The organism is Rhodovastum atsumiense (assembly GCF_937425535.1).
Lineage (GTDB): Bacteria > Pseudomonadota > Alphaproteobacteria > Acetobacterales > Acetobacteraceae > Rhodovastum > Rhodovastum atsumiense.
Genome location: NZ_OW485601.1, coordinates 3,605,585 through 3,622,622 on the forward strand (window position 1 = coordinate 3,605,585; position 17,038 = coordinate 3,622,622).

A 17,038-nucleotide genomic window follows, 5' to 3' on the forward strand; every position below is an offset into this window, starting at 1 on the left:
CCGAGCTGCCCGATCGGGTGATGCACAACTACCGTCGTTTCTACCTGCGCAAGTCGCTGCTGGACTATCTCTGGATCCGCGACCGCGCCAGGCGGCAAGTTCTACGATCTCGGCCGCGTCAGCTACTGGGGGCCGCAATCGAGGAAGAAGGTGCATTTCGACTTCGACGCGTCGCGGCAAGGCCGCGGCGGCCGAAATCCGGTTGTGTGGCGGGGGCGACCAGCAGATGCAGGAGAATGTTCCGGCCGGACCGACGCGCTGAAGCGGAGTGGACGCGTCCGTCGCGTTCGGGGCACGATGGGACGGTAACCTGTGCAGGAGCCCCGCTGCATGAGACAAGATGCCTCCGATGGATGGAACGAATCCGCCGCGGCCTGGATCGAGGAGCAAAGCCCCGGCGGGGATTACGGCCGCCGCTACGTGCTCGATGCGCCGATGCTCGCACGGATCCGCGGCCGTGGCTTCGTCACCGCGCTGGATGTCGGCTGCGGCGAAGGCCGTTTCTGCCGCATGATGCAAAGCGAGGGTCTGCGTACCGTCGGCATCGATCCGACCGAGCCGCTGTTGTGGCGGGCCCGGCAGCTCGATGCCGGGGGCGATTACCGGCTCGGCCGGGCGGAGACGCTCGACGTGGCGGATGGGGAATTTGATCTTGTCGTCAGCTACCTGACGTTGATCGACATTCCCGATCTCGCCACGGCGCTGAGGCGGATGGTCGCGGTGCTGCGGCCGGGCGGCACGTTGCTGATCGCCAATCTCACCAGCTTCAACACCGCCGGCATGCCGGGTGGCTGGATCCGTGACGGCAATGATGAAGCCCGTTTCTGCATCGATCATTACCTGCAGGAGCGTGCCGTCTGGCTGAGCTGGCGCGGCATCAGCATCCGCAACTGGCATCGTCCGCTCGGCACCTATATGGGGCTGTTGCTGGAAGCCGGAATGCTGTTGCGGTACTTCGCCGAGCCCGAGCCGCATGGTGGTGATCCGCAACATGCCGAGCGTTATCGGCGGGTGCCTTACTTCCACATCATGGAATGGGAAAAGCCGTTAGCCTGACGGCAAGGTTGACGGGGCGTTGCCCATCGGTCCGCTTCGCGGCCCGATCCCACCAGGAGGCTTCGCCTCCTGGACCTCCACCAAGGGCTGCGCCCTTGGAACCCGATTTTCTGTGCCGCGCAGCGCGTCGCGGGGTGCAGGGGCCTTGTGGCCCCTGCCGGGTCAAGGGCGGAGCCCTTGCCTTTCTTCCTGCCTCAGCTCGCGTATTTCACCGTGCAGCCATAAGGCCGCGTCACCGTCCGCGCCACCGGCCGGTTGTCCAGTACGGCCGTGATGGCCTCGCGGGCGTAGGGCTCGGCGCGGGTCAGATCCTCGACCCGTGTGGATGCGATGCTATCGGCGCCGCCCATGTAGGCAAGCGTGCCGGTCGGGGTGATGACGAAGACGTGCGGCGTGGTTTCGGCGCCGTAGAGATGTCCGAGCGTGCCGGTGGGATCGAGCAGCACGTGGGTGGGCGCGGCGTTGCGGCTGCGGGTGAGGTCGTTGGCGCGGGTGCCGTCGGCATAGCCTTGTTCGCCGGGGGCGGAGGAGATCACCGACAGCCACACTGCCCCGCGCGCGGTGGCGTCCCGTTGCAATTGCTGCATGGCGCCGGCGCGGTACCATTTCGCGACGAAGGGGCAGCCGTCATTGGTCCATTCCAGCACGACCACTTTCCCGCGCAGCGCGGCGAGGCTCACGGTTCGCCCGTTGCTGTCGGTTGCGGTGAAATCCGGTGCGGCCGCGCCGATCCGTGGTGCCGCAAGCGCGGGCCGGGCCAGCAATGGCAGGGCCAGTGCGGGGAGAAAAGCGAGGCCGGACCGGCGGGTCAGCATCATGGAAGCCTCCGTCAGTTTTGCGATGACTGCGACTGCACCTGGGCGAGCACGAGCGCCGGCGTGAGGATCTGCGGCAGCACGACCGGCTCGCCCCGCGGCGGATAATAGACATAGAGCGGCACGCCGTCGCGGCCGGCAGCGCGCAGGAAGGCGGTGATCTCCGGATCCTGGCGCGTCCAGTCGCCCTTGAGATAGGCGACGTCGTGCGCGGCGAAGGCGTCGCGGACCTCGCGTGGCGCCAGCGCGACTTTTTCGTTCACCAGGCAGGTCACGCACCACGCGGCGGTCATGTCGACGAAGACCGGCCGCCCCGCCGCCCGCAATTCGGCAAGCCTGGCCGGGGAGAAGGGCTCGCTGCCGTCGGCGGAGCCCGGGGCGGGGCCGGCGCTGGCGGTCAGGGACGGCAGCAGGGCGCAGGCGGCGAGGGCGGCGGCCAGCGCGATTCCCTGGGCGGCGCGCCGGCCCCGGCCGGCGGTGCGCTGCGCCAGCCCGAGCGCCCAGGCGGCGAGGCCGAGCAGCCCCATGCCGCCCGCCACCAGCACCACGCCGTCCGGCCCGCTCTGCCGGCTCGCCACCCAGAGCAACCAGATGGCGGCGCCGTAGAGCGGGAAGGCGAGTGCCTGGCGCAGCACCTCCATCCAGGCGCCCGGCCGGGGCAGCAGGCCGGCGAGGCGCGGCACCGCGGCGAGCAGCGCGTATGGCAGCGCGAGGCCCAGCCCCAGGGCCGCGAAAACGCCGAGGGCGAGCGGGGCCGGTGCCACCGTGGCCGCAGCCATGGCGCTGCCCATGAACGGCGCGGTGCAGGGGGTCGCGACCACCACGGCGAGGGCGCCGGTGGCGACGCTGCCGAGCAGGTCGCCGCGTCCGGCAAGATCCTGGCCGGCGCCGGCGAAGCGGCCGCCGATGGCGTAGACGCCGGAGAGATTGAGCCCCATCGCGAACAGCAGCCAGGCCAGCACCGCCACGAACAGCGGCGACTGGAACTGGAATCCCCAGCCGATCGCCGTGCCGGCCGCGCGCAGCCCGAGCAGTGCGGCGCCCAAAGCGAGGAAGGCGAGCACCGCCCCGGCCGTATAGCCGAGCGCCTGCGCGCGCACCGTGCGGCGGGCATGGCCGGAGAGCCGGGCGATCGCCAGCGCCTTCATCGCCAGCACGGGGAAGACGCAGGGCATCAGATTGAGCACCAGCCCGCCCGCCAATGCCAGCAGCAGCGCCTCGACGGCGCCCACGCCGGGGGGAGAGGCGGCCAGGGGGGTGGCGCTCAGGGTCAGGAAGCTTTCGTTGCCCTGCGGATCCCGCAGCGCCAGCACGCCGCTGAGCGGCCGGTCTGGGCCGAATTGCGGGCCCGGCATCAGGCGCAGGGTCAGCCCCTCGGTCCCGATCTGCAGCGTCTGCGGCGCATTCTGGTCGATGCCGCCCCAGGCATCGGGGAAGAACCAGGCATCCTGCACGGTGGTCGCCGAGAGGCCCTGGCCGGAGACGTGCAACTGCCCGTCCGGCGCGAGGCTGGCCGGGAAGGGGCTGGGCTGCGGCAGGCGGCGGTCGGCGGCGGCGAACAGGGCCGCCTCGGGCGTCGGTTCGGCCGGGCCGGGCGGCAGGGTCAGGCGGAACTGCCCTTCCTCCGGCACGCAGATCTTCTCGCACACCAGCCAGTTCGCTGCGGCGGCGATCTCCAGCGGCGCGTCGCCGGGGGGCGGGGTGATGCGGACCGGCAGCACCACCTCCTGGCTGTAGACGTAGCTGGTGACCTGACCGAAGGTTTCACGCCCCGGCGCGGGCCAGGCGATCTCTCCGGCGGTGGCGCCCTGCGGCAGGGTCCAGGCGATCTCCGGCGGGCTGCCGGCATCGCCCGGGTTGCGCCAGTAGACATGCCAGCCCGGCGCGAGGCGGAAGCGCAGGCCGAGGCGGAACGGCTCGCCCGGGCGATAGCTGTCGGTTTCCGCAGACAGCGTGACGATCGCATGCGGGCTCGTGGCCGGCGCGCTTTCGACGGCCCGGGCCACGACGGGCAGCAGCAACAGGACAAGTGCCAGCCAGACGGAGCGATGCACCACAGGATCTCCCGCGCGACCGGGCCACCGTGCACGGGACGGCTGCACGGCGCCAACTTACCGATGCGTCAGGAAGGCGGGTGCCCCGGGCCCGCCCGGGGCGGCGCTTCAGGCGGCCTGCCGCGTCCGGCCGATCGCGGCCAGGATCTGGTCGATCCGTGCCTGCGTCTCGTTGTCCGGACGGAACACCAAGGCAAGTTTCCTGCCGTCGCCCCGCACCACGCGCCCGCCGACCGGCCCGCCCGCGGCGGGGAAGGTGACGCTGGCCTCGGTGCCGGCCGGGAACTGCCAGTCGCACTGCAAGGCGACGCCGCCGCGTGAGATGTCGATCACCGGCAGCGCGGCGGAGCGTCCGTTCACCATCAGTGTGCCCGTGGCGCCGTTGCCGGGGATGCGCTCATAGCGCCGGCGCTCGCCGGTGTCGTCGCGCACCGCGGCCAGGAACTGGTCGACCTCGGTGCCCAGCCGGGCGGCTTCGGTGCCGATCTCCCCGGCGGCGTCCAGCACCTGCCGGCTGATCGCCCCGGCCTCCTGCGACACCTCCACCATCGTCTGCATCGCCGCCGATGCCTGGACCCCCGCGGCCGAGACGATCTGCAGGTTGCCGGCGATCTCGCGCGTCGTGGCGCTCTGCTCTTCCACCGCGGCGGCGATATGCGACGAGATCTCGTCCAGCCGGCCGATCACCTGGGTGATGTCCGTCATCGCCGTCACCGAGTTGCCGGCGGCGTTGCTGACGGCCTCGATCTGGCTGCCGATCTCGGCCGTGGCGCGGGAGGTCTGGGCCGCGAGCTTCTTCACCTCGCCGGCGACCACGGCGAAGCCGCGCCCGGCCTCGCCGGCACGCGCCGCCTCGATCGTCGCGTTCAGCGCCAGCAGGTTGGTCTGTCCGGCGATGTCGCTGATCAGCCGCACCACGTCGCCGATCCGGGTCGTGGCCTCCGACAGCCCGCGCATCGTCGCCTGGCTGGCATCCGCCCGCTTCACCGCCTCGCGCGCCACCTGGGACGCGCTGGTGACTTGGCGCGAGATCTCGGCGACGCTGCTGGTCAGTTCCTCGATCGCGGCGGCCACGGAGGTCAGTTGCTGCGCGGTTTGCCGGGCCCCTTCGGCGGTACTGCAGGCCTCTTCGTTCACGCTGCGGCTGGCCTCGGTCATTTTCACGGCAGCCTTGCGCATGTTCTCGCCCGAGCCGGCCAATGCCGCCATCACGCCCGAGATCGCGGTGCCGAATTCCTGGGTGTGGCGGTCGATCGCCGCCTGCCGGCGTTCCTTGGTGCCACGTTCCGCTTCCTGGGCGGCGACCAGTTCGGCGGTGCGGATCATGCTTTCCTTGAACACCTGCACGGCGCGCGCCATCTCGCCCACTTCGTCGCGCTGGCCGGTGGCGGGGATGCGGGTGGTCAGATCCTTCCCCGCGAGCGCCTTCATGGCCGCGGTCAGGCCGGTGATCGGACGGGTGATGCCACGCGCCACGAAGATCGCGAGCGCGATGCCAATGACAACGGCGGCGACGCCGATCACCAGGGCGATGGTCATGGCGGAGTCGAGCGTGTCGGCAGCCTGGATCTCGGCCTGCTCCGCCGCCTTATGATAGCGTTCGGAGAGCGGGTCGGACAATTCGGTGATGGTTCTGCCGATCGCGTTGGCCGCCTCGATGTCCTTCTGGCCGCCCGGCGTTTCCAGCATCTCGTTCCGCCCGCCGATATTTCGCAGCAGGCGCAATTCATCGACGTATCGGGCGACCTGCGCATTCAGCGCCTGTACGTCGGAGCGGCGCCCCGGATCCCTGGTCGAGTCCGCGAGCGCCCGGTATTTGTCCTGTGCCTGCCTGAAATTCTTCTCGGCGGCGATCCAGTCGTCCGGGTCGTTGGTGGCAAGCCCCTTCCAGACCGCCAGCCGGCCTTCCAGCATCGCGATCCGCGCGTTCTGGTTCAGGATCACCTGCTCGTTGAAGCGTTCCACTTCACCGACCAGAAAGTGGCTTTGGGAAGAGGATCTGATGGCAACGCCGCTCGTGCCGGCGACGAAGACAATCAGTACCCCGAAGCCAATCATCAGCCGCGAGACAATCCTCAGGTTGACAAACAGTGACGACATTCTGGACTTCCGGAACCGAGCCTGGGCAGCGAATGAAGAAGGGGCGCTTTGTAGTTCATATGGAAAGTGCATCACATTATGCAACTGGAAGTTCTTCCATTGAAGTCATGTGCGATAAGGTAATTAATTAAATTCCGGTGCCTGATGTATTTTAAATTGGTTTGCCATGAAATTTTTATTTGGCTGCATGGCCTGATTTTTCGCTACCGCCTGGCATGAATGTAGCAAGCCCGCCTGTTTCAGGCCGGGCCGACATTGCCTGTCTCGTTTCTTGCACATGGCGGCAGGGCGCCGTCCGCGGGTGATTCATTCCGGAAGATCACGGCGTTGCCAGGGCCGCGAAGCGTCATATAGGATGACTATATGACGGCCTCTGATTCTTCCTCGCCCCCGCGGGCCGAGGCGATCCTGTATCTGCGCGGCGAAGGCCAGCTCCCGGTTGGGCGCGAGCGCATCGCCATGCTGGAAGCCGTCGCCGCGCATGGCAGCATCACCGCGGCGGCGAAGGCGTTGGGTTATAGTTACAAAGCCGTATGGGATGGGCTCAACGCGGTCAATAACCTATTACCGCGTCCGGCGCTGCAGGCACAATCCGGCGGGCGCGGCGGCGGCGGGGCGGTGCTGACCGAAGAGGGCCACCGCCTGATCGCGGCGTTCCACCGCCTGGAGGAACGCCTGTCGGAAATCTCCGCCGGCCTCGCGCGCGAGGGCACCGGGGCGCTGGAAGATCCGCCGCTCTGGAGTTTCGCCATGAAGACCAGCGCCCGCAACGCCTTCCACTGCAAGGTGGTGGGCATCCAGCGTGCCCCGGTGAACGCCGAGGTGGAGCTGCAGGTCACCGATTCCAGCCGCATCACCGCCGTCATCACCCGCCACAGCGTGGATGAGCTGCGGCTGATGCCCGGGCGCAGCGTGATCGCGATGGTGAAGTCGTCCTTCGTGCTGCTGGCGCGGCTGGAAGAAGCGACGCGGCTGTCGGTGCGCAACCGCCTGGACGGCACCGTGCTGGAACGCGTGGACGGCGGCGTCAACACCGAGATCGAGGTCGATATCGGCGGCGGCAAGACGCTGACCGCAGTGATCACCCGCCATAGCGCCGATGCGCTCGGGCTGCGCGCGGGCGAGCCCGTCTCCGCCCTGTTCGATGCCGGCCACGTCATTCTTGTTGTCGACTGACCAAGGAAAATCCGGAATGAAGCGTGCCCTTCTCGTCGCGGCCCTGCTGCTGGCCGCCTTCGCCCAGGCGCGGGCGGCCGAGACCAATGTCGCCGTCGCCGCCAACTTCACCGAGCCCGCCAAGGAGATCGCCAAGGCGTTCGAGGCGAAGACCGGCCACAAGGCGGTGCTGAGCTTCGGCTCGACCGGCCAGTTCTACACGCAGATCCGTCAGGACGCACCGTTCACCGTCTTCCTCGCCGCCGACGACGAGACGCCGAAGAAGGCGGTGGAGGAAGGCTTCGCCGTTCCCGAGTCCCGCTTCACCTACGCGATCGGCAAGCTGGTGCTCTGGAGCCGCGACGCCGGCGTGGTGAAGGGGCAGGAGACGCTGAAGGCCGGCGCCTTCGACAAGCTGTCCATCGCCAGCCCGAAGCTCGCGCCGTACGGCCTCGCCGCGGTGCAGACGATGCAGAAGCTGGGCGTCTATGACGCGCTGCAGCCGAAGATCGTGCAGGGCAACAACATCTCCCAGACCTTCCAGTTCGTCGAGACCGGCAATGCCGCGTTGGGCTTTGTCGCGCTCTCGCAGGTCATCGCCCGCGACCAGGGCTCGCGCTGGGTGGTGCCGGAAAACCTGCACGACCCGATCCGCCAGGACGCGGTGCTGCTGAAGAAGGGCGCCACCAACGAGGCGGCGCGCGCCTTTCTCGCCTTCCTCAAGGGGCCGGAAGCCGCCAAGGTGATCGACCGCTACGGCTACGGTACCGCGAAGTAAGTCCACGCAGACGCGGAAGGCACCACGGCGATGCTCTGGCAACCGGTGCTGCTGACGATCGAACTGGCGACGCTGACCACGGCGATCCTGCTGGTCGTCGGCACGCCGGTCGCCTGGTGGCTCGCCCGCTCCGGCGCGGCCTGGAAGGAGGCCGTGGCCAGTGTAGTGGCGCTGCCATTGGTGCTGCCGCCGACGGTGCTGGGCTTCTACTTGCTGCTCATGCTCGGCCCGGACGGGCCGGGCGGGGCGCTGGCGCGGCTGTGGGGCGCCAATACGCTCGCCTTCACCTTCGAGGCGCTGGTGTTCGGCTCAGTGCTGTATTCGCTGCCCTTCATGGTGCAGCCGCTGCGCACCGCCTTCGAGGCGCTCGGCGACCGGCCGATGGAGGCGGCGGCGACGCTGCGGGCCTCGCCGCTGGACACCTTCTTCACCGTGGTGGTGCCGCTGGCGCGACGTGGCTTCCTCAGCGGCGCGGTGCTGAGCTTCGCCCACACCATGGGCGAGTTCGGCGTGGTGCTGATGATCGGCGGCAACATTCCCGGCCGCACCAAGGTGATCTCGGTGGCGATCTACGACTATGTCGAGACGCTGCAATGGCACGAGGCGCACCTGCTGGCCGGCGGGCTGCTGGCCTTCTCCTTCACCGTGATCCTGGCGATGATGCTGCTGGAACGCCGCATCGGGGCGGCGCAGCGATGACCTCCACCGTGCCGATGCAGGTGCATTTCCACGGCATGCTTGGCCGGTTCGCGCTGGACGTGGCGTTCACCGCGCCGGCGCATGGCATCACCGCGCTGTTCGGCCCCTCGGGGTGCGGCAAGACCAGCGTGCTGCGCTGCGTGGCCGGGCTGCAGCGGCTGGACGGGCGGTTCGCGCTGGCCGGCGAGGTCTGGCAGGACGAGCGGCAATTCCGCCCGCCGCACCGGCGCCCGATCGGCTACGTGTTCCAGGAAGCCAGCCTGTTCCCGCATCTGTCGGTGCGGGCCAACCTGCTGTACGGCCATCGCCGCACCGTCGGCCGTGGCGTGACGGAAACGATCCGCCTGGACGAGGTGGTGGAACTGCTGGGGCTCGGGCGGATGCTCGATCGCTCGCCGCGGCATCTCTCGGGCGGAGAGCGGCAGCGTGTCGCGGTCGGCCGGGCGTTGCTGTCGCAGCCACGCCTGCTGCTGATGGACGAGCCCCTGGCCGCGCTTGACCGTTTCAGCAAGGAAGAGATCCTGCCCTACCTGGAACGGCTGCACGATACCTTGTCGGTGCCGGTGCTGCTGGTCAGCCACGACATCACCGAGGTGGAGCGGCTGGCCGACCACTTGGTGCTGCTGCGTGCCGGCCGCGTCGAGGCCTCCGGGAAACTGGCCGAGCTGCAGGCGGATCCGAAGCTGCCGGTGGCGCGGTTGCCGGAGGCGGGGGTGACGCTGAAGGCCCAGGTCGAAGGCTTCGACGCCGAGTACGACCTGACGATGCTGGCGCTGCCGGGCGGGCGGCTGCAGGTGCCGGGGGTCTTCGGCGAAGCGGGGACGACGCAGCGCATCCGTATCACCGCCTCCGATGTCAGCCTGGCGCGGCACCCCGACGACGGCAGCACCATCCTGAACGTTTTGCCGGCGCGCATCGTCGCCGCCGAGAAGCTGAACCATGCGCAGATCATGGCCGTGATGGCCCTGGGCGAGGCCGGGGAGGGGGATCGCGTGCTGGCCCGCGTGACCCGGAAATCCTGGGACCTGCTGGGCCTTGCGCCGGGGGAACTGGTGTACGCGCGGGTGAAGGGCGTGGCGCTGATGTAGACGGCTTGCCCGGCCAGGGAAGGCCCGGGCGATGTCCTGGCCCCGGCGGGGGGCGGGGGAGCCCGCCGGGGCCAGGGCAGATAAGACAGGTTCTGTTGCAAGCTTTCTGGTGGAATCCGGCCGCGAGATGATCGTCCAGGATGAAGGGGCGGAGGCGGCGATGATGGCGCGCTTCAAGGGACGGCCCTTCACGGCCGAGGTGATCCTCCGGGTGGTGCGCTGGTCCTGATGTTCCCGATCAGCGACCGCGACCTCGAACCGACGCTGGCGGATCACGGCGTGGAGGTCGACGACACCACTGCACCTACCTGTATCTTCCGCACGGCACCAGGGACCTGGGCGGGCTACGAAGCAATGGCGACGGTGAGAAAGGGACAGGTTCACGGAACCCGTAGCCGGGACATGAAGGCCCAGGCTGCCTTCATCGCCGGGCTGTTTCAGATCGCCACCACCCGCAGCGCATTCGCCGCGATCGTGAGGCCTGGATTGACACCTCCGTTCGTCGGCATGAACGAGGCATCCACGACGTAGAGGCTGGCAACTTCTCCAACCCGGCCGCGTAGCCTGGATCCAGCAGACGATGGTGGTGGTGTGGTCGACCTTCACGCCACGATCCGCCAGCATCGGTTCGAGGTCGCGGTCGCTGATCGGGAACATCAGGTACCAGCGCACCGCCCGGAGGATCACCTCGGCCGTGAAGGGCCGTCCCTTGAAGCTCGCCATCATCGCCGTCTCCGCCCTTCATCCTGGGCGATCATTTCGCGGACGGATTCCACCGGAAAGCTTGCAACAGAACCCGAAGGAGAAACGCCAACTGCAAGCTTCAGAAATGGGATAACCCGATAGGGTTACGCCCTATGCTTTTTGCGTTTTCCGCAGCGACATGAAAAGGTAATGCGACGCTTAGGCGCAACATCCCGGAATGATGGGGTTGGGCCGAATGCTCGTTGGCCGGATCATGACGGCGCCTTGGAATCTTTTTTACGACCGCCCCAGATCCTTGGGGCGCCCGATAACGGGGGTTACGTGAAGTGCCGCTGCCCCAATTGGCTTGCAGCGATCAGTCCCACCAGGCACGTAGCGCCATGGCGGATCATGGGACCGCGCAACAGCTTTCTATTCGGTCCGACCGGCCACGCTGCATCCTGATGTGTCATGCGTCGCGTGAGATCTATCGTATGCACATTGGCGCGGATCTTCAGCGCCTGCCTCGCCTTCAAAACCTTCCCTGCGGCGCAACTGGGCAGCAGCAGACCGTTGAAACACGCCTGCATAAAAGAATTGGCTCATCAGGATGGCTGCGTCATCTGCGCGCTCGCGCAGAGCTGTGGGGGAAACCGGGTGACAACGGCCTGAGTAAGGCGGCGTATCGGGGCGGGTGACGAGCCTGCCAGAACCTCCCGAAGAAGCGATACGCCATGACGATCGATGCCAGATTTGTTGCCCTCCGTCAGCCCGATGATGCGGATGACCCGCTGACAGCGGTGCTGCCCAAATCGGTTCGGCTCGTGGTGAAGCATGACCTGCGTGAAATCTGGCAGGCCCCCGACCGCGCCACAGCCGAGGACGCCGTGGATGCGTTTGCCAAGAACGATGCGGCAAAATGCGCGAAGGCCGTCGCTTGCCTGCTCAAGGCCCCTGATGCGCAGCTGACCTTCTACGACTTTCCGGCTGAGCACTGGGATGACCTGCGCACGTCCACTCCGATTGAAAGCGTGTTCGCCACCGTTCGCCTGCGCACGGTGCGGACCAAGGGCGCTCTCTCGCAGGAAACTGCCCATCTCATGGTTTGCAAACTGGTGATGATGGCCGCCCGCCGCCTGATCAAGCCGTCACCCGGATTCCAGCATAGCTCCGCTCGCGCATGGGCGCAGCTTACGAACCGGCGTACGGCCAATTTCAATCTTCCACCCGCCCGACGTGATCGGGCATTGCCACACCGGCGCAGACGGAGTTGATGATGCCGGAACATTACAGAGCACTCGTGGTTATTCTATTCTTTGCTATCGGTGTATTTTATATTGCTAAATTCCAATTATGCGAGCAAATTTTTGAAAATAGACAATATATAAATTTGTGCCTGATGTGGCTTTCCACTACTTTTGTTGCTTTTGTTTCGGGTAATTTTTGGATTTATGCGATCGTTGTTGGCGCTGGTCTTGCGTTAATGTCACAACGAAGCGAAAAAATATTTGTAATATATTGTTTTTTATTATTCGCGGTTCCGCCATTCATAAAATATGTTCCGGGATTTGGGGTGGTCGAGCATGTCATTGCTCTCGACCATTACAGATTGTTGTCTCTCGTGGTGCTCTTGCCGTGCATCGTCAGACGCGCGGGCGCGCCGTCTCCCTTGACTGCCGAAGGAAACAAGGACTCGCGCGCACCGATGCAGCTTGTGCCTTCGGCTGCATCGGCGAGATTGCGCCGCCCCTCGCGCACCGGCCTCGGTGTGGGCCGGGTCCAATCCATGGCCGCTCAACACCCTCCACGGATCGCACGTCATGGACTGCCCTATCGCGAAGACCCCCTCAAATCCGAGCATTCATCCAATCCAGATCGAAAGCCATCCGCTCTGAGTGTTACCGATTACCTCATGATGGCATTTCTGCTTTGGATGATGGGGGTGCAAATTGTCAACGATACGGTGACGGGCGACCTGCGTGCAGCCGTATATATGTTACTTGACTACTGGCTTCCATATTATGTTGCCAGTCGCGCGATTGCTTCTCTACGGCAGTTCCAACAGGTCGCTGGCGCGATCTCAGTTGCTGCGATAATCGTCGCATGTATCGCTATTTTTGAAAATAGAATGTCATGGCTTCTCTACAATTCCTTGATTATCCCCTGGGATATTCCGATAGAAACCAGTGTATATTTGGTCAGAACAGGTGAGGCGGGGTCTGTTCTTAGGGCAAAAGGGTCTCTGGGGCATGCCATTGTGCTGGGGTATGTACTCGCTTTTTCGCTGTGCATGTTCACCGTCATCGCTCCCTCGATCCGGTCAGTTGGCATACGGGCCCTCGCTTATGTCGTTCTTTGTGCCGGGATGGCCGCGAGTCTTTCGAGAGGCCCCTGGATGGGTGCTGGCGTGGGGGTGATTGCAATGCTGTTCCTCGGCAAAGGAGGTGGCAAAAGGATTGTCCAGTTCGTCGGTTGGGGTGGTCTCGTCGTTGGCATCTTCCTGCTGACCCCGTGGTCGGAAACAGTGATATCCTACCTGCCTTTTCTCGGAAACGTCGAAACTGGCAATATTGATTACAGAGAAAAGCTTTTAGATGTTTCTCTCGAAGTATTCATGCAGAGCCCGTTCATGGGAAATTTCAAATATCTTGACGACCCTCTGCTGCAGCAGATGAGGCAGGGAGAGGGGATTATAGATATGGTCAATACATACCTTCAGGTCGCTCTTCCTTATGGGGCTATAGGACTGATAATTTTCGTTGGTGTTTTTGCCACATCCATCTATGGCGTGCTGCGGACATTCCGAAATGCCGACGACCCGCAGGTCGAGCGGCTGGGAAGAGGACTCTGCGCCGCCATCATTGCTATTTTAATTACAATCGGAACCGTTAGCAATATTTTCATAATACCAAGGATATATTTTCTGGCAGTGGGCCTCTGCGTGGGCTACGTCAGGGTCTTTGGCGAAGGCGCACAGGTTGCGGTTCCTGCGCGCCGTCGCCATCAGGCACGACTGAGCCAACCGCGCATTGCTGGTGCGGCGCGCCATCCGGCCTCGGCCAACTGGCCGGATTCACAATGATTCGGCTCCCCTGGTCCCCGCGATGAAACGTGTGGGGATACATCCGGCGCCTCTGCAGCGCCCGATCGGTGTCCGCCATCAGACGCCCGACCTTCCTGGGCTTCACTCGGGCCTCCGACCGGACCACGAGGGCAGTCGGCGCTACGGCTCCTTTCGATGTCACGCGAACTGAGCGTGGAACGAATGCGCCCCCGCGCGTCGTTGGCTGGCAGCGTTCTTCAGAGAACCTGCCGACGCTTGAGACGGATTTAAAACGATCATTTGCCTTCTCTCGGCTCGGTCATTGTTAAGTAAAACAGAGTAAGGGGTAGGCGAAAGTGGGGCAGGCTATCCGCGCAGATAGTGAAGTTGCTGATGGACATCGGGAGAAGCGTTACCCGACGCTTGATGGCTGGCGGGCGGTCAGCATTCTGATGGTCGTGGCAGGGCATCTCTTCCCGCTTGGTCCGCGTGGGTGGGATCTCAATCTGATGACCGCCACGGCCGGAATGGCGCTGTTTTTTATCCTGTCTGGCTTTCTGATTACTCGGTTCCTGCTTCAAGGAATGGAAGTTCGCGTTTTTCTTTTGCGTCGCTTTTTTCGGGTTGTTCCACTTGCATGGTCTGTAATGGTCCTGCTGCTCATCGCGCATTGGCCCCCACTGACGACGTGGCTTGCGAACGTGTTGTTCTTTGCGAATTTGCCCCCCCAACATCTCCTCGAAGGTGGCGCGCATCTGTGGAGCCTGTGCGTCGAAATGCAGTTTTATGTGGGGATGGCATTGCTCATCGGGGCGCTGGGCCGACGTTCGTTGTATGCAATTCCTGTTTTCTGCCTGGTGGTGACCGGTCTGCGAATTGCTACGGGACACCATGTTGATATCGTGACCTGGTTCAGAATTGACGAGATTCTGGCTGGTGGATGTGTTGCGCTGGCATTTTCCGGGACGTTCGGATCACGCATCAAGCGGCTTCTGGGGCATATAAATCCACTATGCGCCTTTCCCCTTTTGCTGCTTTCAAGCCATCCTGTTTCCGGTGATTTCCAGTATCTAAGGCCATACTTGGCCGCTGTCACCATTAGTTCAACACTGTGCAGTCCACATGCAACGCGATACAAAATACTTGATAATAAAATCAGTTCATATATAGCCGCCATTTCATATGCAGTTTATATATTTCATGGTGCATTGAGTGCCACCTGGCTGGGGGCCGGCGATACATTCGTCCGTTATGCAAAGCGGCCGCTGCTGGTGGCGGTGGTCTGGGGGCTCGCGCATCTTTCGACTTTCTGGTTTGAAAGATCGTGTATCAGATTGGGAAAGCGAATTTCCGAGAACATGGAGCCTCGCCCCCGAAAGCCGGGGGCAACTGATTATGGTTCTGTTGCAAACCCGGGAGACGGGTTGAGCATCCCCGCGCAAGAAGCCAGGTTCAGGCGGTGATCTGGAACAGCCCGGCAATGCAGGCCGCCCGGGCTTTCATGTCCCGGCTACCGATATCCGCGAACCTGTCCCTTTCTCGCCATCGCCATTGCTTCATCGCCAGCCAAGGTCCGTCGTGCCGTGCGGAAGCTCGCCATCATCGCCGTCTCCGCCCTTCATCCCGGGCGATCATCTCGCGGCTGGATTCCACCAGAAAGCTTGCAACAGACCCCTGGAAGATATGCAAGTGTAGATGAACTTATGCGTTCAATACTCTGGCCTATCGGATTACTCCTTGATTGTTCTTCAGGCGGCTCAGCTTTATGGGGTGATGTGGTGGACGGCCTTCCACCCGGAGTGGTGGCAAACTCCGGCAGTTTGGCGGGAACGTGTCCGGCAAGGCGCCAGGCAAGGTGATGAGACGTGATGACAAACTGGTCAGACCGGGAACCGGACAAATTCACGGGGACCAAGCGCTGCGAGTGCGTCGAGGTGATTTGGACCATTCGTCGGAACGCTTTTTCGCCTTGCGGCCGGGAGACCGTCCACAACATGCCCGTTCAGGGATGAGTTGAGAGGCTGTGGTTGGCAGATCTCAAACCGTCCTGCTGGCGTCCCGAACGGGCATCCATGAGGATGCACGCAAATGCCGCAGTGGAATGCTGATGGTGCAACGCCGTGCGAGCGGCTGGTCGGTGGTCGGGGTGAAATCACCCGATCGCACCGCCGCCATGCCCACCTCTCTGCGATGACAACAGCCGCAGCCCCACGCCGCCCTCGGCGGCAGGCCTCTCACCAGCATACTCACCAGAGACAATCTTCCTGGCAGCAACAACCCGCTTTCGCTGAATTCTACTAAACCCTTGGACACTATGATGGAATCCATGTTGCTCAATCTGCTCGCATGTCCCGATTGCCGCTCGCCGCTTACATCTATTTTGAGGTGCCATTCCTGCGGAATTTCGTTCGAGCAGGCAACGCCAATTTCATTATTTCCGCAAAAGGCCAATCGGACAGTTAGCTTTCAGTTTACGCCAAACCGGTCGGTATCCGGCGATCATTTTTTGAAGGTATTCAAGTATCCATCTCGATGCGGTGCCGCTGGAGCGGAATCACCTTACCATCTTGATTTAGCTCATATCGATATCATTGATCAACTTCCTTCAGGGGCTCGTATTCTCGAAATTGGCTGCGGAGGCGGCCAGATGCGGCAATGGATCAGAGATAAGGGATACGAATATATCGGGACAGATATTTCTACGTCGCGAGTGCAGGACTCCCTCAAAATTCATGGTGGTCCGGACGTTTTGTGTGATGCTCATTTCTTGCCGTTTCGAGATGGAGTATTTGATTTAGTATATTCCTCGGCCGTCACGGAACACCTCGCCTGCCCATATTTGGTCGCACAGGAGGTCGTGCGCGTGCTCAATCCAGGAGGCTACTATCTCGGAAACGTTTCATTTCTCGAACCCTGGCACGACAACAGTTATTTCCATATGACACCTCTCGGCGTATGGGAAAATCTTACGCAAGCAGGGTTCGAGTCGCGGAATATCTGGCCTGGGCGCGATTACACCGGATTCCGTGCCGTCCTTGCAATGGGCAATAAAGCAACAAAATTCATTACATTTGTTGGAGATGGTGTCCATATGCTTTACCGAAATGCCAATAAGCTTAGGAATCTGGCCCGACAGCGGCCGCGCTGGTCCACGGAAACCATTACGGATTCGGCTCGTGTTGCTGGGGCAATCGACTGGATTGCACAGAAGCCAATTTGACATGTGTGCCACTCGGTTTTGATTGACAAGGCCTGGATGATCTGGTTCTGTTGCAATCTTTCTGGTGGAATCCGGCCGCGAGGTGATCGCCCAGGATGAAGGGGCGGAGACGGCGATGATGGCGAGCTTCCGCACGGCACGACGGACCTTGGCTGGCCACGAAGCAATGGCGATGGTGAGAAAGGGACAGGTTTGCGGAATCGGTAGCCGGGACATGAAGGCCCAGGCTGCCTGCATCGCCGGGCTGTTCCAGATCACCGCCTGAACCCGGCTTCTTGCGCGGGAATGCTCAACCCGTCTCCGGGGTTTGCAACAGAACCGAAAACTCCGCCCACGGATGTCCGGC

Annotated in this window: 13 protein-coding genes and 1 pseudogene; 10 read left to right on the forward strand and 4 right to left on the reverse strand. The window is 63.6% G+C overall.

Features of this window, described 5'->3' with window-relative positions:
- Nucleotides 1–330: 330 nt before the first annotated feature.
- A complete protein-coding gene (locus NBY65_RS16380) occupies nucleotides 331–1,056 on the forward strand; it encodes a class I SAM-dependent methyltransferase (protein ID WP_150042131.1) in 726 nt (241 codons plus the stop codon).
- Nucleotides 1,057–1,250: 194 nt separating this feature from the next.
- Here the strand turns inward: NBY65_RS16380 and NBY65_RS16385 are convergent, their stop codons facing one another.
- The 3 genes from NBY65_RS16385 to NBY65_RS16395 form a co-directional block, all read right to left on the reverse strand.
- Nucleotides 1,251–1,874, reverse strand: coding sequence for a redoxin domain-containing protein (locus NBY65_RS16385; RefSeq protein WP_239002868.1), 624 nt, complete (start codon nucleotides 1,872–1,874; stop codon nucleotides 1,251–1,253).
- 11 nt (nucleotides 1,875–1,885) lie between these two features.
- Nucleotides 1,886–3,925: a protein-disulfide reductase DsbD family protein gene (locus NBY65_RS16390; RefSeq protein ID WP_239002867.1), complete on the reverse strand. Its 2,040-nt coding sequence runs from the start codon at nucleotides 3,923–3,925 to the stop codon at nucleotides 1,886–1,888.
- 108 nt (nucleotides 3,926–4,033) lie between these two features.
- The gene (locus NBY65_RS16395; protein ID WP_162530648.1) at nucleotides 4,034–6,025 is read right to left on the reverse strand and encodes a methyl-accepting chemotaxis protein; all 1,992 of its coding nucleotides are present in this window, start codon (nucleotides 6,023–6,025) and stop codon (nucleotides 4,034–4,036) included.
- A 363-nt stretch (nucleotides 6,026–6,388) separates the two neighbouring features.
- On the opposite strand from NBY65_RS16395, the gene NBY65_RS16400 reads away from it, so the two are divergent.
- Genes NBY65_RS16400 through modC form a run of 4 tightly spaced genes read left to right on the forward strand, consistent with a single transcriptional unit; the run spans nucleotide 6,389 to nucleotide 9,745 of the window.
- Complete coding sequence (locus tag NBY65_RS16400) at nucleotides 6,389–7,201, forward strand: TOBE domain-containing protein (protein WP_150042128.1); 813 nt, start codon at nucleotides 6,389–6,391, stop codon at nucleotides 7,199–7,201.
- A gap of 16 nt (nucleotides 7,202–7,217) precedes the next feature.
- Entirely contained in the window at nucleotides 7,218–7,958 is a 741-nt protein-coding gene (gene modA / locus NBY65_RS16405) for a molybdate ABC transporter substrate-binding protein (RefSeq protein WP_150042127.1), read from the forward strand.
- Between the two features lie 30 nt (nucleotides 7,959–7,988).
- Nucleotides 7,989–8,657, forward strand: a complete 669-nt coding sequence (gene modB / locus NBY65_RS16410) for a molybdate ABC transporter permease subunit (RefSeq protein WP_150042126.1) — start codon at nucleotides 7,989–7,991, stop codon at nucleotides 8,655–8,657.
- Nucleotides 8,654–9,745, forward strand: coding sequence for a molybdenum ABC transporter ATP-binding protein (gene modC, locus NBY65_RS16415; protein ID WP_150042125.1), 1,092 nt, complete (start codon nucleotides 8,654–8,656; stop codon nucleotides 9,743–9,745). The genes modB and modC overlap by 4 nt, the downstream gene beginning before the upstream one ends.
- A gap of 437 nt (nucleotides 9,746–10,182) precedes the next feature.
- On the opposite strand, the gene NBY65_RS16420 is transcribed toward modC, so the two are convergent.
- Nucleotides 10,183–10,269, reverse strand: a complete 87-nt coding sequence (locus tag NBY65_RS16420; protein WP_203330555.1) for a hypothetical protein — start codon at nucleotides 10,267–10,269, stop codon at nucleotides 10,183–10,185.
- A 963-nt stretch (nucleotides 10,270–11,232) separates the two neighbouring features.
- Between NBY65_RS16420 and NBY65_RS16430 the strand changes: the two are divergent.
- The 5 genes and pseudogenes from NBY65_RS16430 to NBY65_RS16450 form a co-directional block, all read left to right on the forward strand.
- A pseudogene (locus NBY65_RS16430) lies at nucleotides 11,233–11,562 on the forward strand (transposase); the annotation flags it as partial.
- Nucleotides 11,563–11,705: 143 nt separating this feature from the next.
- Nucleotides 11,706–13,511 carry an O-antigen ligase family protein gene (locus NBY65_RS16435; protein ID WP_162530647.1) on the forward strand — a complete coding sequence of 602 codons (1,806 nt, stop codon included), beginning with the start codon at nucleotides 11,706–11,708 and terminating at the stop codon, nucleotides 13,509–13,511.
- A 317-nt stretch (nucleotides 13,512–13,828) separates the two neighbouring features.
- Nucleotides 13,829–14,935, forward strand: coding sequence for an acyltransferase family protein (locus tag NBY65_RS16440; RefSeq protein WP_203330552.1), 1,107 nt, complete (start codon nucleotides 13,829–13,831; stop codon nucleotides 14,933–14,935).
- An 863-nt stretch (nucleotides 14,936–15,798) separates the two neighbouring features.
- Nucleotides 15,799–16,692 carry a methyltransferase domain-containing protein gene (locus NBY65_RS16445; RefSeq protein ID WP_162530646.1) on the forward strand — a complete coding sequence of 298 codons (894 nt, stop codon included), beginning with the start codon at nucleotides 15,799–15,801 and terminating at the stop codon, nucleotides 16,690–16,692.
- Between the two features lie 64 nt (nucleotides 16,693–16,756).
- A complete protein-coding gene (locus NBY65_RS16450; RefSeq protein ID WP_150042121.1) occupies nucleotides 16,757–16,957 on the forward strand; it encodes a hypothetical protein in 201 nt (66 codons plus the stop codon).
- The last annotated feature ends 81 nt before the right edge of the window (nucleotides 16,958–17,038 follow it).

Excerpts from the sequence above, each read along its gene's own strand:
- NBY65_RS16380 (WP_150042131.1), top strand. The coding sequence starts at position 331 with ATGAGACAAGATGCCTCCGATGGATGGAACGAATCCGCCGCGGCCTGG.
- NBY65_RS16385 (WP_239002868.1), bottom strand. The coding sequence starts at position 1,874 with ATGATGCTGACCCGCCGGTCCGGCCTCGCTTTTCTCCCCGCACTGGCC.
- NBY65_RS16395 (WP_162530648.1), bottom strand. The coding sequence starts at position 6,025 with ATGTCGTCACTGTTTGTCAACCTGAGGATTGTCTCGCGGCTGATGATT.
- NBY65_RS16400 (WP_150042128.1), top strand. The coding sequence starts at position 6,389 with ATGACGGCCTCTGATTCTTCCTCGCCCCCGCGGGCCGAGGCGATCCTG.
- modA (WP_150042127.1), top strand. The coding sequence starts at position 7,218 with ATGAAGCGTGCCCTTCTCGTCGCGGCCCTGCTGCTGGCCGCCTTCGCC.
- modB (WP_150042126.1), top strand. The coding sequence starts at position 7,989 with ATGCTCTGGCAACCGGTGCTGCTGACGATCGAACTGGCGACGCTGACC.
- modC (WP_150042125.1), top strand. The coding sequence starts at position 8,654 with ATGACCTCCACCGTGCCGATGCAGGTGCATTTCCACGGCATGCTTGGC.
- NBY65_RS16435 (WP_162530647.1), top strand. The coding sequence starts at position 11,706 with ATGCCGGAACATTACAGAGCACTCGTGGTTATTCTATTCTTTGCTATC.
- NBY65_RS16445 (WP_162530646.1), top strand. The coding sequence starts at position 15,799 with ATGTTGCTCAATCTGCTCGCATGTCCCGATTGCCGCTCGCCGCTTACA.